Source organism: Janthinobacterium pasteuri (assembly GCF_051380775.1).
GTDB lineage: Bacteria > Pseudomonadota > Gammaproteobacteria > Burkholderiales > Burkholderiaceae_D > Janthinobacterium.
In genome coordinates, this window is the sequence record NZ_JBNYXS010000015.1 from 1 (window position 1) to 16,691 (window position 16,691).

At 62.7% G+C, this 16,691-nt stretch carries 18 protein-coding genes; 13 read left to right on the forward strand and 5 right to left on the reverse strand.

Annotated elements, in window-relative coordinates:
* The 4 genes from ACQ4WN_RS15835 to ACQ4WN_RS15850 all read left to right on the forward strand — a co-directional run.
* The coding region (locus tag ACQ4WN_RS15835; protein ID WP_436552409.1) for a hypothetical protein at positions 1-207 on the forward strand (207 nt) is incomplete at its 5' end.
* Positions 208-263: 56 nt separating this feature from the next.
* Positions 264-632 (forward strand): hypothetical protein, encoded by a 369-nt coding sequence (locus ACQ4WN_RS15840; RefSeq protein WP_436552410.1) that lies wholly within the window; start codon positions 264-266, stop codon positions 630-632.
* A gap of 176 nt (positions 633-808) precedes the next feature.
* Positions 809-1,162: a DUF7716 domain-containing protein gene (locus tag ACQ4WN_RS15845; protein WP_436552411.1), complete on the forward strand. Its 354-nt coding sequence runs from the start codon at positions 809-811 to the stop codon at positions 1,160-1,162.
* Between the two features lie 901 nt (positions 1,163-2,063).
* Positions 2,064-2,327: a heavy-metal-associated domain-containing protein gene (locus ACQ4WN_RS15850; RefSeq protein WP_436552412.1), complete on the forward strand. Its 264-nt coding sequence runs from the start codon at positions 2,064-2,066 to the stop codon at positions 2,325-2,327.
* Between the two features lie 13 nt (positions 2,328-2,340).
* Here the strand turns inward: ACQ4WN_RS15850 and ubiT are convergent, their stop codons facing one another.
* The 3 genes from ubiT to ubiU form a co-directional block, all read right to left on the reverse strand.
* Positions 2,341-2,868 carry a ubiquinone anaerobic biosynthesis accessory factor UbiT gene (gene ubiT / locus ACQ4WN_RS15855; protein WP_436552413.1) on the reverse strand — a complete coding sequence of 176 codons (528 nt, stop codon included), beginning with the start codon at positions 2,866-2,868 and terminating at the stop codon, positions 2,341-2,343.
* A 20-nt stretch (positions 2,869-2,888) separates the two neighbouring features.
* The gene (gene ubiV, locus ACQ4WN_RS15860; protein WP_436552414.1) at positions 2,889-3,785 is read right to left on the reverse strand and encodes a ubiquinone anaerobic biosynthesis protein UbiV; all 897 of its coding nucleotides are present in this window, start codon (positions 3,783-3,785) and stop codon (positions 2,889-2,891) included.
* Positions 3,786-3,910: 125 nt separating this feature from the next.
* Positions 3,911-4,948, reverse strand: a complete 1,038-nt coding sequence (gene ubiU / locus ACQ4WN_RS15865; RefSeq protein WP_436552415.1) for a ubiquinone anaerobic biosynthesis protein UbiU — start codon at positions 4,946-4,948, stop codon at positions 3,911-3,913.
* 161 nt (positions 4,949-5,109) lie between these two features.
* Here ubiU and ACQ4WN_RS15870 point away from each other — a divergent pair, with 161 nt between their 5' ends.
* The 7 genes from ACQ4WN_RS15870 (at position 5,110) to ACQ4WN_RS15900 (ending at position 14,125) form a co-directional block, all read left to right on the forward strand.
* Entirely contained in the window at positions 5,110-5,526 is a 417-nt protein-coding gene (locus ACQ4WN_RS15870) for a hypothetical protein (protein WP_436552416.1), read from the forward strand.
* 118 nt (positions 5,527-5,644) lie between these two features.
* A complete protein-coding gene (locus ACQ4WN_RS15875) occupies positions 5,645-7,393 on the forward strand; it encodes a ribonucleoside triphosphate reductase (RefSeq protein ID WP_436552417.1) in 1,749 nt (582 codons plus the stop codon).
* Positions 7,390-7,590: an anaerobic ribonucleoside-triphosphate reductase gene (nrdD, locus tag ACQ4WN_RS15880; protein ID WP_436552418.1), complete on the forward strand. Its 201-nt coding sequence runs from the start codon at positions 7,390-7,392 to the stop codon at positions 7,588-7,590. The genes ACQ4WN_RS15875 and nrdD overlap by 4 nt, the downstream gene beginning before the upstream one ends.
* The gene (locus ACQ4WN_RS15885) at positions 7,580-8,287 is read left to right on the forward strand and encodes an anaerobic ribonucleoside-triphosphate reductase activating protein (RefSeq protein WP_436552419.1); all 708 of its coding nucleotides are present in this window, start codon (positions 7,580-7,582) and stop codon (positions 8,285-8,287) included. The genes nrdD and ACQ4WN_RS15885 overlap by 11 nt, the downstream gene beginning before the upstream one ends.
* 148 nt (positions 8,288-8,435) lie before the next feature.
* Complete coding sequence (locus tag ACQ4WN_RS15890) at positions 8,436-12,491, forward strand: Pls/PosA family non-ribosomal peptide synthetase (RefSeq protein WP_436552420.1); 4,056 nt, start codon at positions 8,436-8,438, stop codon at positions 12,489-12,491.
* Positions 12,491-13,018: a 4'-phosphopantetheinyl transferase family protein gene (locus tag ACQ4WN_RS15895; protein ID WP_436552421.1), complete on the forward strand. Its 528-nt coding sequence runs from the start codon at positions 12,491-12,493 to the stop codon at positions 13,016-13,018. The genes ACQ4WN_RS15890 and ACQ4WN_RS15895 overlap by 1 nt, the downstream gene beginning before the upstream one ends.
* A gap of 198 nt (positions 13,019-13,216) precedes the next feature.
* Entirely contained in the window at positions 13,217-14,125 is a 909-nt protein-coding gene (locus ACQ4WN_RS15900; protein WP_436552422.1) for a LysR family transcriptional regulator, read from the forward strand.
* Here ACQ4WN_RS15900 and ACQ4WN_RS15905 read toward each other — a convergent pair.
* Positions 14,122-14,799 (reverse strand): phosphoribosylanthranilate isomerase, encoded by a 678-nt coding sequence (locus ACQ4WN_RS15905; protein WP_436552423.1) that lies wholly within the window; start codon positions 14,797-14,799, stop codon positions 14,122-14,124. The genes ACQ4WN_RS15900 and ACQ4WN_RS15905 overlap by 4 nt on opposite strands.
* Positions 14,800-14,926: 127 nt before the next feature.
* On the opposite strand from ACQ4WN_RS15905, the gene ACQ4WN_RS15910 reads away from it, so the two are divergent.
* The gene (locus tag ACQ4WN_RS15910) at positions 14,927-15,154 is read left to right on the forward strand and encodes a hypothetical protein (protein ID WP_070218305.1); all 228 of its coding nucleotides are present in this window, start codon (positions 14,927-14,929) and stop codon (positions 15,152-15,154) included.
* Positions 15,155-15,227: 73 nt separating this feature from the next.
* Positions 15,228-15,632, forward strand: coding sequence for a hypothetical protein (locus tag ACQ4WN_RS15915; protein WP_436552424.1), 405 nt, complete (start codon positions 15,228-15,230; stop codon positions 15,630-15,632).
* Here the strand turns inward: ACQ4WN_RS15915 and ACQ4WN_RS15920 are convergent.
* The gene (locus tag ACQ4WN_RS15920) at positions 15,629-16,660 is read right to left on the reverse strand and encodes an RNA methyltransferase (protein ID WP_436552425.1); all 1,032 of its coding nucleotides are present in this window, start codon (positions 16,658-16,660) and stop codon (positions 15,629-15,631) included. The genes ACQ4WN_RS15915 and ACQ4WN_RS15920 overlap by 4 nt on opposite strands.
* Positions 16,661-16,691 lie beyond the last annotated feature (31 nt).

The window sequence follows — 16,691 nt, forward strand, 5'->3', positions numbered from 1 at the left end:
GATGCTCGCCAGGCGTTGACGCTGGCTCAGTGCGGTGAACTGGGCGATGAAGGTTTTCCACTGGGCTGGCTGCATGGAAGACTCCCGTTTGTCTGCTATGTACCGTCAGACAGCAGGACCCCAGGAAAATTCTCGGAATTCCCCTACTTATCGGGGACAGAGCCACTTATTTTGAACGCACCCGTCCCGCGCCGGGAAATGATTTAACTATTCTCGTCGATGAGTTGAATGCATACTTAACCGGTGCACAACTGGAGGTGGCGTTGGCCGATACCTATTTTTATAGCGAAGCTATCCAATCAGGAAAGTATCGCAGCTATGATGGAAATATAGAGGGTACCGCCGATTTCATGTTGTATCTTTTATCTTATCTGAAAGCCGTCAAGGAGAAGTCGCCAGATTCATATTTGAAGATCAAAAATAGACCATTATTCATTGCGCACGTTCAGCGATTGTGGTCAGCCGCCGAAAGAGTTCTAATGGATGCGAAGCCTTATGCCACTGAAAACGGTGGCATTTATTATGTTGACCAGAATGTCCTTGATGCGATTTATTCCGGAAGCAATATCTCCGAGCTGGACAAGTTGGGCGTACCTCACATCTCCGCGATTCATATGAAGTCGGCCAAATAAAGACCATCCTGCAGTCCGAGGCATAATGACGATGTTGGTAGATTAAATTTGGTCGATCGAAGCGATCATGCCGATAACCATGGAATCTATCATCCGGATGGTAGTGGTGGTAGGGAAAAATGGGGAGGTGGTCGCCCTGGTCGAGAAGGAAAATTAAACCCTGTTACAGGATGCCCATGATGAGAAATTTCTTAATAAACAAATTTTATAAGATCGAGGACTTGATTGATCTTGTAAAAGATAAGAACGAACGAGATGCCATCTATATGATTTATGTTCCTAAAAACGTGAGGGATTTAATTCCCGGAATGGAGGTGTACATAGGTCCTGTACCCGATTTCGATGAGGACGATAATGAGGTGGTCCCTGATTCGGTCACGAAAAAGAATCTTGAGTTTGGTTACATGCGAGAACATTTTCAAGATGTTATCGATTTAGCATATAAACAAAAGCCAAATGCGTCAAAGGAAGAGATCATTAGATGCCTCAACCATTATGCCCAATACGATGATTTCCTGGATCTGCAGTGAGGGAGTTACAGCCATGTAAATGTCGTTCGGGACAATCCGGACGACGAGTATTCGACGCCAGTTGCACAACGTCAGCATGCATTGGAAGATCAATTGCAGGCAGCACATCTCTATCTGCGCGAATCGGGGACATTCGTGCCGCTGGCGCGACTGGATGAAACTTGGGTGACGGCCGCGCACCTTGCAACCGGAACCGATGGCCGGTTTATAGAAGGCCCGGCAACTACGCGGCGCAGCACGGTTTTTACCAGAGCGACCATCTAGACACGCCGCAGGAACTGGTGGATGAATCTGGCAATGTGGTGTGACTGGGACGCTACAACGCGTGGGGCGGCGTCAAGGCAATGAAGCTGGTCGATGTGGGATACGCTGCGACAGACAATGCGCGTCTGACTCAGAGCAAGCTGCTGCCGGCTTGCTGCTTCGCCTTCTTGCAGCCCGTTTCCTCGCATGCATTTGCGCGGCCAGCGCTTCATCGACTACTTGTACTTTTGCTCTTCATTCATCGGGAAGAACAGAAAGAACAGAAAGAACAGGATCCTCTACGCCTGCAAGGGCGTGACCAGGGATGATTTGGACGATACCAGAGTGCCTTGCGCGCCAGCGGCGTCTCCTCGGGCAAGTCGCGATTGGCCGGCAAGCATGAGCAGGGGACGGCGTCGCATGGCCCCTCCTTTCCAGCGTTCTTATCAGAATAACAGGATCTCGCGGCACGCCACGCTTGTCGACTGGAATAAGGAAACTGTGTATAAAACAACAGAAATTTCAGACTGTCCCGGAGAGAGTGAATTAATCCAGATCAATAAAACCGCAAATAGAAAATAAATCTTGCGTGCTGCTCTGGACGGCATGCGCACCCCTCGCCTACGCTGTTTTTTTATTTGAAAAACAAGAGGAACCCATGCAGACAGCGCGCTTGAATATTATCGGTATGGATCACGAAGGCTGCGCCGACAGGCTCACGGTCGCGCTCGAAGCCGTCACGGGCGTGGCCACCGTGTGTGTCTCGCTGGCGCGCCACGGCGCCACGGTGCAATTTGACGAACGGCTGGCCACGCAGGAGCGCCTGCTGGCGGCCGTCAACGACGCCGGCTTCATGGGCGAGTCCTCCGATGAGGAACAACTGCCGTCCTGCAGCGGCGCCTGCGGCCACTGCCGCTACTGAACGCCTGCTCCGCTCAGCCTTCCCGCGCGCACCGGTCGCGCAGATGCGCCAGCACGCGGCGCGGTCCAAGCGCCTGTAAATCGAACGGCGGCAGCTCGATGGCGTCGAGCGTATTCTTGAACAGCAGGCCCAGCTCCGTATCGCCTTCCAGGCTCAGGCGGCGGCTGAAGAACAGGGTGTCAGGATCTTCCTGGCGCCGCGCCAGCAGCATCAGGTCATGCACGCTGGCGGCGATGCACAGGTCCGGCACGTCCACATAACGCTCGGCCACGAACACCGTGCCCTGCCACTCGAAATCGAAGGCGATGCCCGCATCGAGCAAGCGCAGGCGCAGGCTACGCCCTTCCAGGCTGCGCCGCACATCGTCGGGCAATTGCGGCGCCAGCAGGCGGTTCAGGCCTTGCACGAATAGCCAGGAGGCGGGATACGGCGGCAGCTTGGACAGCAATTCGGCCAGCGGCTCGGGCAGCCGGTACGACATGGCGGGCTTGCTCATCGCGGGCTTGGCCGGGATGGGCAATCTTTCCAGTTGATCTTGCATGGTGCTTCCTTTCGATGCGTTCAATGAGCGGCGTGCTGTTCCATGCCGGGCTGGCCGTGCCAGTAGCCGTCGCAGGCGCCGGCCGGCTGGCAGGCCGCCAGCTGGGCCTGAGCGCCCACGCCGCTGACCTGGCCGCGGCGGGCGCGGTCGAAGATGGCGATGACTTGATCCGTATGCATGGCCTGCGGGCTGATGCGCGCCACCGTCACGCCCATGTCGCGCATGGCGTCGAGTTCGCGCACCAGGTTGTAGACCAGCGCCGACTGCGTCTGCGTGCCATTCAGAACGAGGAACGACACTTCGTCACGCGTGCGCAGCAGCAGGCCGTCCGGCTCTTCCAGGCAGCTATAGCCGCAATCGTCCTTCGGCAGGTTACGGTTACGCGCCGTGAAACAGCGCGCGGAAAACGCCAGCGGCATGCGGCCATAGGCGAACACTTCCGTCTCCAGCCCTGCCGGTTTCTGGCACTGCATTTCGGCCAGCGCCGCCTGCCCCATTTCCAGCGGCATCACCCAGCGCCGCGCGCCGAGGCGTGCCAGCAATTGCAGGCTGGGGCCATTGAACAGGTTCAGGTGGGGGCCGGCGACAAAGGACGCGCCCTTTTCCATGCAGTGCACGGCGCCCATGTCGTTGGCCTCGACGCCGTAGCGGCCATTGCCGGTGATGCGGCGCAGGGTCGCCAGTTCGGCCCCCGCCTCGATCAGCGCCTGCGTCGACAGCACCACTTCCTTGCCGGCAGCGGCCAGCATGTCGGCGATATCGAGCCAGTCGGCCAGGCGCAGCTCATGCCGGCGCGAGCAGACGGTTTCGCCCAGATACACGATCTCGACGGCGCTGCCGGCGATCTGCTGGTAAAACTCGAAGACCGTGGCGCGCGGCCAGTAGTACAGCAAAGGACCCAAAGAAAGTTTTAGCATACCTTTTCCAGTATTTTTAAGTGACAAAACCGTAGCGAGCGGCTTGCGGCGAGGCCGAGAAGCGCAGCTGTGCTGGAGCACAGCGAGCATCGCAGGCCGCGCCCCGGGCCGCGCAGTAGGTTTTGCTATTTCCAGGAGCGGTGGTAGGCACCTAAAGTGTGCTGCTGGCCCTCGGCCAGCTTGTCCATGGCCGCCATCCAGCCCGGCTTGACGGCGTAGCGCGGATTGCCTTCGCGGCAGGCGTCGATCGCTTCGCGCCACACGCGCGTGACTTGGGCCACGTAGGCGGGACTGCGCTGGCGTCCTTCGATTTTCACGGCACGCACGCCCATGGCGATCAGTTGCGGCAGCAGCGCCAGGGTGTTCAGGCTGGCCGGCTCCTCGATCGCGTAATACTCTTCGTCATTGACTTCGAAACGCCCCTTGCACAGGGTGGGATAGCTGGCATTCTCACCGGGCGCATAGCGGTCGATCAGCACGCCGTTCAGGCGCGATTCCAGACCATTCGGCGTTTCCAGCCAGCGCACGGATTTCGCCGGTGAGCACACGCCGTGCGTATTCGGTGCCTCGCCCGTCGCATACGACGACAGCGCGCAGCGCCCTTCGACCATCACGCACAGGCTGCCAAAGCCGAACACTTCGATCTCCACCTCCGTCTTGCTGATCAATTGCTCCACCTGCGCCATCGACAGCACGCGCGGCAGCACGGCGCGGGCGATGCCGAAGTGCTCGTGATAGAAGTTAATGGCTTCATAATTCGTGGCCGAGCCCTGCACAGACAAATGTAGGCGCAGCTGCGGCTGGTGCTGGGCCGCGTAAGCCATCAGGCCCGGATCGGCGACGATCATGGCATCGATGCCCGCGGCGGCGGCGCGGTCGATGGCGCTGCGCCACACGGCCCAGTTGTGCGGCTGCGGATAAGTATTCAGCGCCAGCAGCACCTTGCGTCCGTACTGGTGGGCATAGCGCACGCCCTCGGCGATGGCCTTCTCGTCAAAATTGAGGCCGGCGAAATTGCGCGCATTGGTGGCGTCGCGAAAGCCCAGGTAAACGGTATCGGCACCATTGTCGACGGCCGCTTTCAAGGCAGGCAGGCTGCCGGCGGGGCAGACCAGTTCCAGCGGTCCGGCCACGCGGGTGGCGGTAGTTGATTCAAGCATCATGATGTTCACAGTCCTGTATCGGCTCAAGGTGCAAACTATAGCCCCGCCGATACGGCCCAGTCGTTGACGCAGGTGAAGGAATGCATGCATGGCTGGCGCACCTTCAACTTGCTTGACCTGGCTGTAAAATGCCCATCTTTCCTCCTGTTTCAGTGCCCGCCATGACCCGCAAACCGCTGCTGATTTTCCTGTTGACCCTGTTCCTCACCGCGCTGCAAGTGCAGTGGGCCGGCCCGACCGATGGCTATGATGCAGGGACCCTCTCCGTGCTGTCGCCGGAAGTACTGGGCGCCTATCCGGGCGTGCTACTGCTGTTCCTGCTGGCCGTGTTCGCGCGCCGTCAAATGCCGCTGCTGCGTCAGGCCGCCATCTGCACGGGCCTGCTGGCCATCTACTGGCTGCTGGCGAACTACGCCACCTTCGATGCGCGCGTGGCCAGCTGGAGCACCTATACGCCGCTGGAAATCTGGGCCCACGTGCTGCCCGCCTCCGTCGCCAGCATCGCCGCCTGTGGCGCCGCATTCTTTTGCGCGAGCTGGCTGATCCTGCGCGAAACGCGCTGGAACAAAACCGGCTGAGGTGGTTTTTTCACCTGGATCAAGGATACGCGAATCGCTGGCACGCCGCCTTTGACTACACTACATTTAGTAGATAACCTTCATAAAAACACCGCATGTTGTGTTTATTGGAGGTTTCATGACGACGAATGCAGTTTCCCCCACACGCGGCCAGGTCGATGTCGCCGCGTCCATCAATGAATACCTGGAACGGCGCGACTGGCGCGTGAACGCCAACGCCAACCAGGGGTATTCCCTGGGTGGCCTGATCCTCAATGTCTCGGGCAAGGTCATCGCCAATTACTGGCTGGACCAGGTGTATCCGCCGGAAGTGGGCGCGGCGCACCGCGAAGCGGCGCTGCACATCCACGACCTCGACATGCTGGCAGGCTATTGCGCCGGCTGGTCGCTGCGCACCCTGCTGCATGAAGGCTTGAATGGTGTGCCGGGCAAGATCGAATCGGGCCCGCCGAAACACATGTCGAGCGCCATCGGCCAGATCGTCAATTTCCTCGGCACCCTGCAAAACGAGTGGGCCGGCGCGCAGGCGTTCAGCTCCTTCGACACCTACATGGCACCCTACATCCGCAAGGACAGCCTGCGCTACGAAGACGTGCGCCAGACCATGCAGGAGCTGATTTTCAACCTCAACGTGCCATCGCGCTGGGGCACGCAGACGCCGTTTACCAACCTCACCTTCGACTGGGTCTGCCCGGACGACCTGCGCGAGCAGATCCCCGTCATCGCCGGCCAGGAGATGGACTTCAGCTATGGCGAGCTGCAGGCGGAGATGGATATGATCAACCGCGCCTACATCGAGATCATGATGGCGGGCGACGCCAAGGGCCGCGTCTTCACCTTCCCCATCCCCACCTATAACATCACCGAAGATTTCGACTGGCATAGCGAAAATGCCGAATGCCTGTTCGAGATGACAGCCCGCTACGGCCTGCCCTACTTCCAGAATTTCATCAATTCGGAACTCAAGCCGAACATGATCCGCTCCATGTGCTGCCGATTGCAACTGGACTTGCGTGAACTGCTGAAACGGGGCAATGGCCTGTTCGGTTCCGCCGAGCAGACGGGTTCCCTGGGCGTGGTGACCATCAACTGCGCGCGCCTGGGCCACCTGTGGCGCGGCGACGAGACAGCGCTGCTGGCCGACCTGGACCGCCTGCTGGAACTGGGCAAAATCAGCCTGGAAATCAAGCGCCGCACCATCGAGCAACTGATGCAACAAGGCTTGTTCCCCTACACGAAGCGCTACCTGGGCACCCTGCGCAATCACTTTTCCACCCTGGGGGTGAACGGCATCAATGAAATGATCCGCAATTTCAGCGGCGACACTTATGACATCACGGCGCCGGAAGGCCATGCGCTGGCGATCCGCCTGCTCGACCACGTGCGCGCCCGCATGGTGGCATTCCAGGAAGAGACGGGCCATATGTACAACCTGGAAGCGACACCGGCCGAGGGCACCACCTACCGCTTCGCCCGCGAAGACCGCAAGCGCTATCCGGCCATCCTGCAGGCGGGCACGCCGGACAACCCGTATTACACAAACTCGTCGCAGCTGCCCGTGGGTCACACGGACGACCCGTTTGAGGCTTTGGCCCTGCAGGACGCGCTGCAGCGAAAATACACAGGCGGCACAGTGCTGCACCTGTACATGACGGAAGCACTGTCGGACGCCAACGCCTGCCGCGAACTGGTGAAACGCGCGCTGAGCCGCTTCTCGCTGCCCTACATCACGGTCACGCCCACGTTTTCCATTTGCCCGCGACACGGCTACCTGGCCGGCAAACACGAATTCTGTCCCACCTGCGACGCGGAACTGATCGCGCGCAAGCAAGCCCACCCTGTTCCATCACTTGAGGAAACGCCATGAATGCACGTCCCGACTTCACCCCCGCCATCACCCTGCTCGACACCGAACGCCAGCGCTGCGAAATCTGGACGCGCGTGATGGGCTACCACCGCCCCGTCGCCTCGTTCAACATCGGCAAGCAGGGCGAATTCCACGAACGCCAGTATTTTACGCAAGCGAGCGCCCGGGTTGGCCAGCCCTCCTGCCATGGCAGCTGAACTGAAAGTGGGCGGCCTGACGCCCTTTTCCGCCACCGACTATCCGGGCAAGCTGGCGGCCGTGGTCTTCGTGCAGGGCTGCCCCTGGCGTTGCGGCTATTGCCACAATCCCCATCTGCAGCCGCGCACGCCCGATGGCGCCATGCCCTGGCAGGACGTCTTGACCTGGCTGCGCCGTCGCATGGGCCTGGTCGACGCCGTCGTCTTCAGCGGCGGCGAAGCGTGCATGGACCCGGCCCTGGAACGCGCCATGCTGGATGTCAAGGCGCTGGGTTTCGGCATCGGCCTGCACACGGCCTGCATCTATCCGCAGCGCCTGCAGGAGGTGCTGCCTCTGGTCGATTGGGTGGGCTTCGATATCAAGGCGCCGTTTGCGGACTATCGTCTTGTGACCCGCGTGGCCGGCAGCGGCGATCCCGCGCGCGCCTGCCTGGACGCCATCCTCGCCAGCGGCGTGGCTTACGAATGCCGCACCACCGCCCACCCGGACCTGCTGCCCGATGCACAGCTGCTTGCCCTGGCCACCACCCTGGCCGCAAAGGGCGTCGACAACTACGTGCTGCAGCAGTTCCGGGCCGAAGGGTGCCTTGACGCGGCGCTGGCTGGCCGCCCCCTGCACGGCTATCCGGCGGCGCGCACTGTGGCGCAAATCGGCGCCATGTTTCCCCGTTTTACGTTCCGTCATCATGGCAGTTGAGCCGACAAGCACATAATTTCGCAAAGGCCCGCAAAATTACCCTTTCTGCAACGCTGAAATGACTTGCGTGCTGTAATGTATCAACTGTGCTGCGCACCGCGCGCAGCCCGCCAGATTCCTCACACAGCATTACAGATAAGCGTCATCCATGAACGATTTCACCGCAGTCAGCCCAGGCACCCCTTCCACCCACGCCGACATCCTGTACGGCCCGCCGCGACCGGATCTGCTGCGCGAGGAAGTGCTGGCCGACCTGCTGGAGGCGACAGCCCGCCGCTGCCCCGGACAGATCGCCCTGATCGACGGCGAACGCCGCATCAGCTACGCCGAACTGGATGCCCAGGCGGGCCTGGCGGCGTCGCGCCTGGTGGCGGCCGGCGTCAAGCCCGGCGACATCGTGGGCCTGTGGCTGCCGCGCGGCGCCCCTCTGCTGCTGATGCAGGCGGCCATCGCCAAGGCGGGCGCCGCCTGGCTGCCCGTCGATGAAGACACGCCCGTGGAACGCCTGCAAGTATGCCTCGATGACGCCAATGGCGCTGGCGTCGTCAGCTGCACGCAGTTCGCGCCGCGCCTGTTTGATGCTGGCATCAAGCGCCCCGTGTGGACGGCGGAAAGCCTGCTGGCCCCCGCCGCGCCGGGCGAACACTTGCCCACGCGCGGCGCCGTCCTGCCCGGACACCCGGCCTATGTGATCTACACCTCCGGCTCCACAGGCAAACCCAAGGGCATATTGATCAATCAGCGCAGCATCTGCCACTTCCTGCGCAGCGAAAACGCCGTGCTGGAAGTGACGCAATCCGACACCGTCTACCAGGGTTTTTCCGTCGCCTTCGATATGTCGTTCGAGGAAATCTGGATCGCCTACCTGGTGGGCGCCACCCTGTGGCTGGGACCCAAGGATATCTCGGGCGACCCGGAAGCCTTGCCGCGCGCGCTGGCAGCCAATCACGTCACGGTACTGCACGCGGTGCCGACTTTGCTGGCCCTGTTCGCCGAAGAGGTGCCCAGCCTGCGCCTGATCAACCTGGGCGGCGAGATGTGCCCGGAATCGCTGGTCGAGCGCTGGTCGCGCCCGGGCCGCGCGATGTTCAACACCTATGGCCCCACCGAAGCGACCGTGTCGTGCAGCCTGGCGCGCCTGCGGCCCGGCGAACCCGTGACCATCGGCACGCCGCTGCCCAACTATGGCTTGCTGGTGCTGCAGGTGGCCGAGCCGGGGGAAAACCGCCCCCTGGTCTTGCTGCCACGCGGCGAAACGGGGGAATTGTGCATCATCGGTCCCGGCCTGGCCGAGGGTTATCTGGGCCGGCCCGACCTGACGGTGGAAAAATTCCTGCCCAATCCGTGGACGACAAGCGAAGATGACGCGCGTCTGTACCGCACGGGCGACCTGGCGCGCATCGATGCCGACGGCCAGGTACTGTGCCTGGGCCGCGCCGACGATCAAGTGAAAATTCGCGGCTTCCGCGTGGAACTGGGCGAAATCGAAGCCGTTCTGGCGCAGCAGGCGGGCGTGGGCACGGTGGCCGTATTGTTGCGCAAGGATGACGGTATCGACCAGCTGGTAGCCTACATCGTCGCCAGCGACGATGCGCCCGACGATGCCCTGACGGCGAAAACCCTGCGCAGCGCATTGAACCTGCATTTGCCGCCGTATATGGTGCCTGGCCGCTTCGAACTGCTGCCAATGATGCCGCGCCTGACCTCGGGAAAAATCGACAGGAAGGCTCTGAAGGCGATGCCGCTGTCCGCGCCACCGGCTGGCGAAGCGGGTGAATCGGACGTGCCGGAAACGCCGGCCGAAGCGGCCCTGTTCGCGGCGCTGGCGACACTCTTCCCGGGCCAGCCGATACGGCGCCAGTTTGACTTCTTCAGCGATCTCGGTGGCCACTCCTTCCTGGCCGCCCGCCTGGCATCAAGCCTGCGCGCCGATCCGGCCTACGCCCACATGACGGTGCGCGACATTTACCAGAACCGGCAAATCGGCAAGATCGCCGCCGTGCTGAACGAAGTGCCCGCGCTGGCCACGCCGGAAGCGGATTGGACGCCGCCATCGACCCTGAAGCGCTGGATCTGCGGCGCCGCCCAGGCGGCGGCCGTGCCGGGCCTCGTCACCCTGCGCATGGCGCAGTGGATGGCGCCGTTTTTCACCTACCACTTCTTCACGGGCGACACGGGCGATACCGTGCCGCGCGCCATTGCCGCCTCCATCGGCGTGTTTTTACTCGCCACCCTGGCAGAATTTGCCATCGCGATTGCCGGCAAGTGGCTGATCGCCGGGCGTTTGAAGCCGGGCAGCTATCCGCTGTGGGGCATCACCTACTACCGCTGGTGGCTGGCCGACCGCCTGGTCGAATCGGCACCCGCGTATCTGCTCAGCGGCTCGTCGCTGAACAGCTGGTGGCTGCGCGCGCTGGGCGCGAAAGTGGGCAAGGAAGTGGTCATCGGCTCGATGACCCTGCGCGCGCCCGACCTGCTGTCCATCGGCGACAACGTCAGCGTGGGCAATGCCGTCAACTTTGAAAACGCCCGCGTGGAACGAGGCCGTTTGCTGCTGGGCCGCATCCGCATCGGCGACGATGCCTGCATCAGTTCCTACGCCATCCTGGAAGGCAATACCGAAGTGGGCACCTTCGGCCACCTGGAGGGTCAATCGGCGCTGGCCGATGGCGCCTTCGTGCCGGAGGGCCGCGTGTATACGGGTTCGCCCGCGCGCGACATTGGCCCCTACGACCCGGCCAGCCAGCCGCCGCGCCCCGCCGTCTCGCGCCTGCGCCTGACGGGAGAAACCCTGTTCTTCTGCTTTGGCATGGTCTTGATCGCCGTGCTGTTCTTCATGCCCGTGTTCCCCAGCTTCGTGCTGATCGACTGGTTCGACGAACGCGAAATGATGCCGTGGCTGCAGGGGCGCGACGTGACGACCCAGCTGGCCCGCTACTTCCTGCTGGCCTTCCCCGCCAGCGCCGTGCTAATCGTGCTGACCGCCCTGCTGTCGGCCGCCATCCGCTGGGGCGCGCTGCCCCGCTTGAAGCCGGGCAGCTCGCCCGTGCACAGCAATATCTATTGCGCCAAGTGGCTGGTCAGCCATATCCAGGAATCGAGCCTGAACGTCCTGCACGGCATTTACGCCACCGTGTACGCGCCCTACTGGTACCGCCTGCTGGGCGCCAAGGTGGGCAAGGGCGCCGAGATTTCCACGGCGCTGGGCGTGGTGCCCGACATGCTGACCCTGGGCGACGACACCTTCATCGCCGACGCCGTCATGCTGGGCGACGAGCAGATCGACGGCGGCTGGATGACCATGCGCCCCACCGTGATCTCGCACCGCAGCTTTGTCGGCAACGGCAGCTATATCCCGGACGGCACCGTGCTGCCCGAGCACGTGCTGATCGGCGTGCACACGCATGCGCCGCGCAATGAGCAGATGCACAGCGGCGATACCTGGCTGGGCTCTCCCCCGATGCACCTGCCTGCGCGAGAACAGGTCAGCGGTTTTGCGGAACACCTGACCTTCAAGCCGTCCATCCTGCGCCGCCTGGGCCGTAGCCTGATCGAAGCCTTCCGCATCGTCGCGCCGCACGCGGTGGTGATCGCCGTCGGCTACACGCTTGTGCTGGACGTGATGCCGATCGCGGGCGCCGGACGCTGGGGCGAAGTGGTAGGCGACCTGGCCATTGCCGGCATCGCCTACGGCATCGGCAATTTCCTGGTGGTCGTGCTGTTCAAGTGGCTGTTGCTGGGACGCTACCGCAAGCACGCGGCGCCCATGTGGACGCCATTCGTGTGGATTTCGGAAGGCGTGACTAATCTGTATGAAGGCATCGCCGTGCCCAACTTCATGCGCTACCTGCGCGGCACGCCATGGCTGCCGCTGGCCTTCCGCCTGTTCGGCTGCAAGATCGGCCGCGGCGTCTACATGGATACCACGGACATCACGGAATTCGACTGCGTGCACATCGGCGACTATAGCGAATTGAATGCGCTGACCTGCCCGCAGACGCATTTGTTCGAAGACCGCGTGATGAAGATCGACCACGTGGACATCGGCCAGCGCGTCTACATGGGCCCGCGCAGCTCCGTGCTGTACAGCGCCAAGGTGGGCGACAATGCGCGCCTGGGACCCTTGACACTGGTGATGAAGGGCGAACACATCCCAGCTGGCAGCAACTGGGCCGGCTGCCCGGCGGCACCACTGCGCAGCTGATGGATTCGACGGTGCTCTGGTCGGGCGACGGCGTGCTGGTGATCGGCATCGCCGCCGTCCTGCCCCGCGCCCAAGCGCGCCAGCGCATCCGCGCCGCCGTGCGGGAAGCGGCGGCGCAGTGGCTGACGTTGAGCAGCGAGGCTATCTCGCTGGAGTCGCCCCCGGGCGCTCCTCCCCGCCTGCTGCTGGCCGGCCGCACAGCAGGTTTGTCATTGACCCATGACGAGGGAATGTCGCTGGCCGCCATCCATCTGCATGGCGCTGTCGGCATCGACGTGATGCGCGTGCAGGACATTGCCGACTGGGCGAATCTGGCACGCGATTACCTGGGGCCGGAAGTTACCGAGGAACTGGCCGCCTGCCCCGCCGCCCTGCGCCCGGCAGCGCTGGCACAGGCGTGGACGGCGCGCGAAGCAGCACTCAAGTGCGCCGGCCTGCAACTGGCCGAGTGGAACGGGGCCGCGCCAGCTTGCCGCTGGCAGACTTTAGCCTTGCCAGCCCCCTACGTGGCAAGCCTCGCATATTAATCTTCCTTGTCATTTCCCGCCGCGCCGATCTGGACGAAAATCAGTTTTGCGATAATACTGACAAGCAAACCCAGCACCCCGATCAATTCCAGCATGGTCTTTCCTTTGCAGTGACAGCAGAGCAATCCACTGTAGCCTGAACGCGGGGGCAAGGCTAATATCAAATCAGGCAGTCACCGATCTCGAAAAGGCATACGATTGATTTCCATCAGACAGTTCCGCTATTTTGTCGAAGTCGTCGATGCAGGCAGCTACTCGCGCGCAGCGGAAAAGCTGTACATCGCACAGTCAGCCCTGAGCCGGCAGATCAAGGAGCTGGAAACCGAAGTACAAGCCTTGCTGCTGACGCGTGACGCGCGCCATATCGAACTCACGCCGGCGGGGCAGGTATTTTATGAACGCGCCAAACGCATCCTCGAAGACATCGACGAAACCGTGCGCCAGACGCGCCATGTAGGGCAAGGCGCGCAAGGCATCATCCGCCTGCTGCATTCGAGCTCCGTCACCCTCACGCCCGCCATCGGCGCGGTGCTGAACCGCCTGCTGGCGCAGTTTCCCGGCGTTTCGCTGGACGTATCGAAAGGCTCATCGGAAAACCAGGCAGCCGATATCGAGGAAGGCCGCGCAGACCTGGGCCTGGTGCGCCTGCCTACCTTGCGCAAGCACGCCAATATCGTCGTGCGCGAACTGTTTGCGGAAAAGCTGGTGGTGGCCGTGTCGTCGGCCTCGCCGCTGGCCGCGCTGCAGCGCACGACGATTGCCGCCCTGCGCGACGAAGCGTTCGTCTCGATCCCGCACAAGGACCGCGGTGGCCTCAGCTACCTGGTGGCGGGCCTGTGCCTGGCACAGGGCTTCTTTCCGAAGGCGGCGCGCGCCCTGTCCCGCAAGACCTCGCAGCTGAACCTGATCGAGGCCAACATGGGCATCGCCATCGTCCCCGACAGCATGCGCCTGGTGGCGCCGCCCGGCGTGCGTTTCATTATGCTGCCGGACGAGGAGTCGCATTCGGTCGTCGGCCTGATCTCGCCGCGCGCGGCCAGCGGCATGGTGGCCGCCTTTACGGAAGCGTTCGTGCGCGAGATGAACGCATGCACGAGGGTGGATTAGCCTTCCGCATACAGCGCCGCATCCACGTCACGCACGGCCGCCATCAGCAAGGCCAGCTTCATCACATCGAGCTTGCCATCGGTGCGCACGCGCGAGCACAGATCGATGCCGTAGGGGCGCACCTGGCGCAGCGCATCGGCCACGTTGGTGTCGTCCAGCCCACCGGCCAGGAAGACGGGACGCGGGCTGGCGCGCACGAAGCGCGCGCTGACGGACCAGTCGTGCGTGCGACCCGTACCGCCCAATTCCGGCACGGCAGCGCCATGGCGGCCAGAGTCAAGCAAAAAGGCATGCACATGGGGCGCGTAGGCGGGAATCAGCGCCAAAGCCTGCGGCCCTTCCACGTGGATCACCTGCACGCGCCGCACGTGCGGCAGCAAGCGCGCCAGTTCCTCGACTTCACGCGGGTCGATATGGCCGACGATCTGCACGGTGGATGGCTGCGTGGCGCGCACGTGTTCGGCGATGGCTTGCGCCGTCGTCTCGGACGTCAGCAGGAAGGTGGCCACGGGCGGCGGCGTCCAGGCGGCAATCTGCGCAATGCGCGCGTCGGGAATCGGGCCGGGACCGGACGGCATGGCGGCCACCAGGCCCAGCGCGTCGGCGCCGGCGGCAATCGCCAGTTGCGCTTCGTCGATGGAAGCGATGCAGCAGATCTTGATGCGGGTTCTCATGGCCTTGCGTGTTCAAATGAGCTGAGCAACATTACAACACAGGGTGGCGCGCACGCCAAGACACGCGGTCAAGGCCGCGCACGATTGTGTGCCAGAATGGCTGCATTGCCCACATCCAGAGGAATCCATGGCCGACTACAAAAACCCCAGCTACGTGGCCCGCTCCATGCACCCGCGTTTTGATGAACTGACCTCGCCCGGCGAAGCCGTGCCGTATTCGGGCATCTACCGCTGCGACGGCTGCGCGCACGAGATCGTGTCGACGGAAGGCCACGTCATGCCGCCGCAAAACCACCATCAGCACAGCAGCGAGCAAGGTGCTATCCGCTGGCGCCTGATCGTCAGCCCGCGCTGATTGACACGCACCAGGTAGCGGACGATACTTGATTTATCCGGCATCGCCATTGGAACGTCACTGGAACACCAGCATGCGCATCGTCGATTTTGAAGTCCGCAAGGAGTGTCCGCCGCAGCTGTGCGACTGCGAGCGCGAGCAGCTGCTGCACGATCCGCAAGCGGACATTTCCATCCTGCGCCTGAATCTGACGGAAGAAAAACGCCTGCTGGCACACATCGAAGGCATCGCCACGCATGCGCAACTGCAAAAGCTGCAGCTGCTGCTGAAGAAAAACCTGGGCGTGGAATTGCAGATCGCGCCGGGCAGCGGCGAAGTGCGCACCGTGCGCGGCTTCCAGATCCGCCTGCAAGAGCAGCCTGGCCTGTGCCGCAAGACGCGCGCCGCCATTCCGGCCGCCGTGCGGCGCTGCCTGGCCGCGCATCCCGAGATCGCGTTTGCGATATTGAATGAAAATGATTTGCTCGGTGGAGTTTAAGCGGCGCTGGCGCGGATGGGAATGACCTTGCCCTTCGCTTCACGCGCGCGCAATTGCCCGCAGCCGCCTTCCACATCCTGCCCGGCCGAATCGCGCAATTTGGTCAGCACGCCCCGCTCGTGCAGGGCGGCGGCGATCGCTCTCGCCTTTTCCCAGCTGGGGCGCTTGAACGGCAAGTCATCGATGGTGTTATACGGGATCATGTTGAGCACCGCGTACTTGCCCTTCAAGAGCGCCACGATGCCATCCATCTCATCGCCGCCATCGTTCACGCCTTCCATCAGGGTCCATTGATATTGCACCGGGTAGCTGGTGAGGCGCGCATACGATTCGCCGAAGTCCACCAGTTCGCGCGGCGACAGCTTTGGCGCGCGCGGCAGCAGCTGTTCGCGCAAGTCCGGCTTGGTCGTATGCAGGGACAGGGCCAGCGCCGGCTTGACGCGCCCCAGCGGCAGGCGCTCGAACGCGCGTGGGTCGCCCACCGTGGAAAACACCAGGTTCTTGTGGCCGATATTGCCCTCGGTGCCCAGCAGTTCGATCGCTTCCATCACATTGTTCAGGTTATGCGCCGGTTCGCCCATGCCCATGAAGACGACTTTTTTCACTGGGCGCATGGTACGCGCCAGCACCACCTGCGCCACGATTTCGCCGCTGGTGACCTGGCGTATCAAGCCATCGCGGCCCGTCATGCAGAACTGGCAGCCGACAGCACAACCGACCTGACTCGATACGCACAGCCCGTCGCGCGGCAGCAGCACGCTTTCCACCGTCTGGCCATCGTGCAGCCCCACCAGCACGCGCGCGGAACCGTCGGCGCCCGGATGGGTACTGAGCAACTTCAGCATGCCCTGTAATTCGAGGTCCAGCGCTGGCAAGGCTGCGCGCACGGGCAGCGGCAAAAAGTCTTCGGCACGGCGCCGGCCCTGGTCGTGCGGCTGCCCCTGTATCCAGTCGCGCAGCACGCGCTGTTCGTGCAGGGGCTTGGCGCCCAGCGCCCGCAGGCGCTGGCGGAGATGATCGATTTGCATGGATTCTGAATAAAAAAACGGCGCGCAGGAA

Coding starts and splice junctions, on each gene's coding strand:
- ACQ4WN_RS15850 (WP_436552412.1), top strand. CDS start 2,064: ATGCAGACAGCGCGCTTGAATATTATCGGTATGGATCACGAAGGCTGC.
- ACQ4WN_RS15905 (WP_436552423.1), bottom strand. CDS start 14,799: ATGAGAACCCGCATCAAGATCTGCTGCATCGCTTCCATCGACGAAGCG.
- ACQ4WN_RS15915 (WP_436552424.1), top strand. CDS start 15,228: ATGCGCATCGTCGATTTTGAAGTCCGCAAGGAGTGTCCGCCGCAGCTG.
- ACQ4WN_RS15885 (WP_436552419.1), top strand. CDS start 7,580: ATGGCAGCTGAACTGAAAGTGGGCGGCCTGACGCCCTTTTCCGCCACC.
- ACQ4WN_RS15870 (WP_436552416.1), top strand. CDS start 5,110: ATGACCCGCAAACCGCTGCTGATTTTCCTGTTGACCCTGTTCCTCACC.
- ACQ4WN_RS15920 (WP_436552425.1), bottom strand. CDS start 16,660: ATGCAAATCGATCATCTCCGCCAGCGCCTGCGGGCGCTGGGCGCCAAG.
- nrdD (WP_436552418.1), top strand. CDS start 7,390: ATGAATGCACGTCCCGACTTCACCCCCGCCATCACCCTGCTCGACACC.
- ACQ4WN_RS15895 (WP_436552421.1), top strand. CDS start 12,491: ATGGATTCGACGGTGCTCTGGTCGGGCGACGGCGTGCTGGTGATCGGC.
- ACQ4WN_RS15875 (WP_436552417.1), top strand. CDS start 5,645: ATGACGACGAATGCAGTTTCCCCCACACGCGGCCAGGTCGATGTCGCC.
- ubiV (WP_436552414.1), bottom strand. CDS start 3,785: ATGCTAAAACTTTCTTTGGGTCCTTTGCTGTACTACTGGCCGCGCGCC.
- ubiT (WP_436552413.1), bottom strand. CDS start 2,868: ATGCAAGATCAACTGGAAAGATTGCCCATCCCGGCCAAGCCCGCGATG.
- ubiU (WP_436552415.1), bottom strand. CDS start 4,948: ATGATGCTTGAATCAACTACCGCCACCCGCGTGGCCGGACCGCTGGAA.
- ACQ4WN_RS15910 (WP_070218305.1), top strand. CDS start 14,927: ATGGCCGACTACAAAAACCCCAGCTACGTGGCCCGCTCCATGCACCCG.
- ACQ4WN_RS15845 (WP_436552411.1), top strand. CDS start 809: ATGATGAGAAATTTCTTAATAAACAAATTTTATAAGATCGAGGACTTG.
- ACQ4WN_RS15890 (WP_436552420.1), top strand. CDS start 8,436: ATGAACGATTTCACCGCAGTCAGCCCAGGCACCCCTTCCACCCACGCC.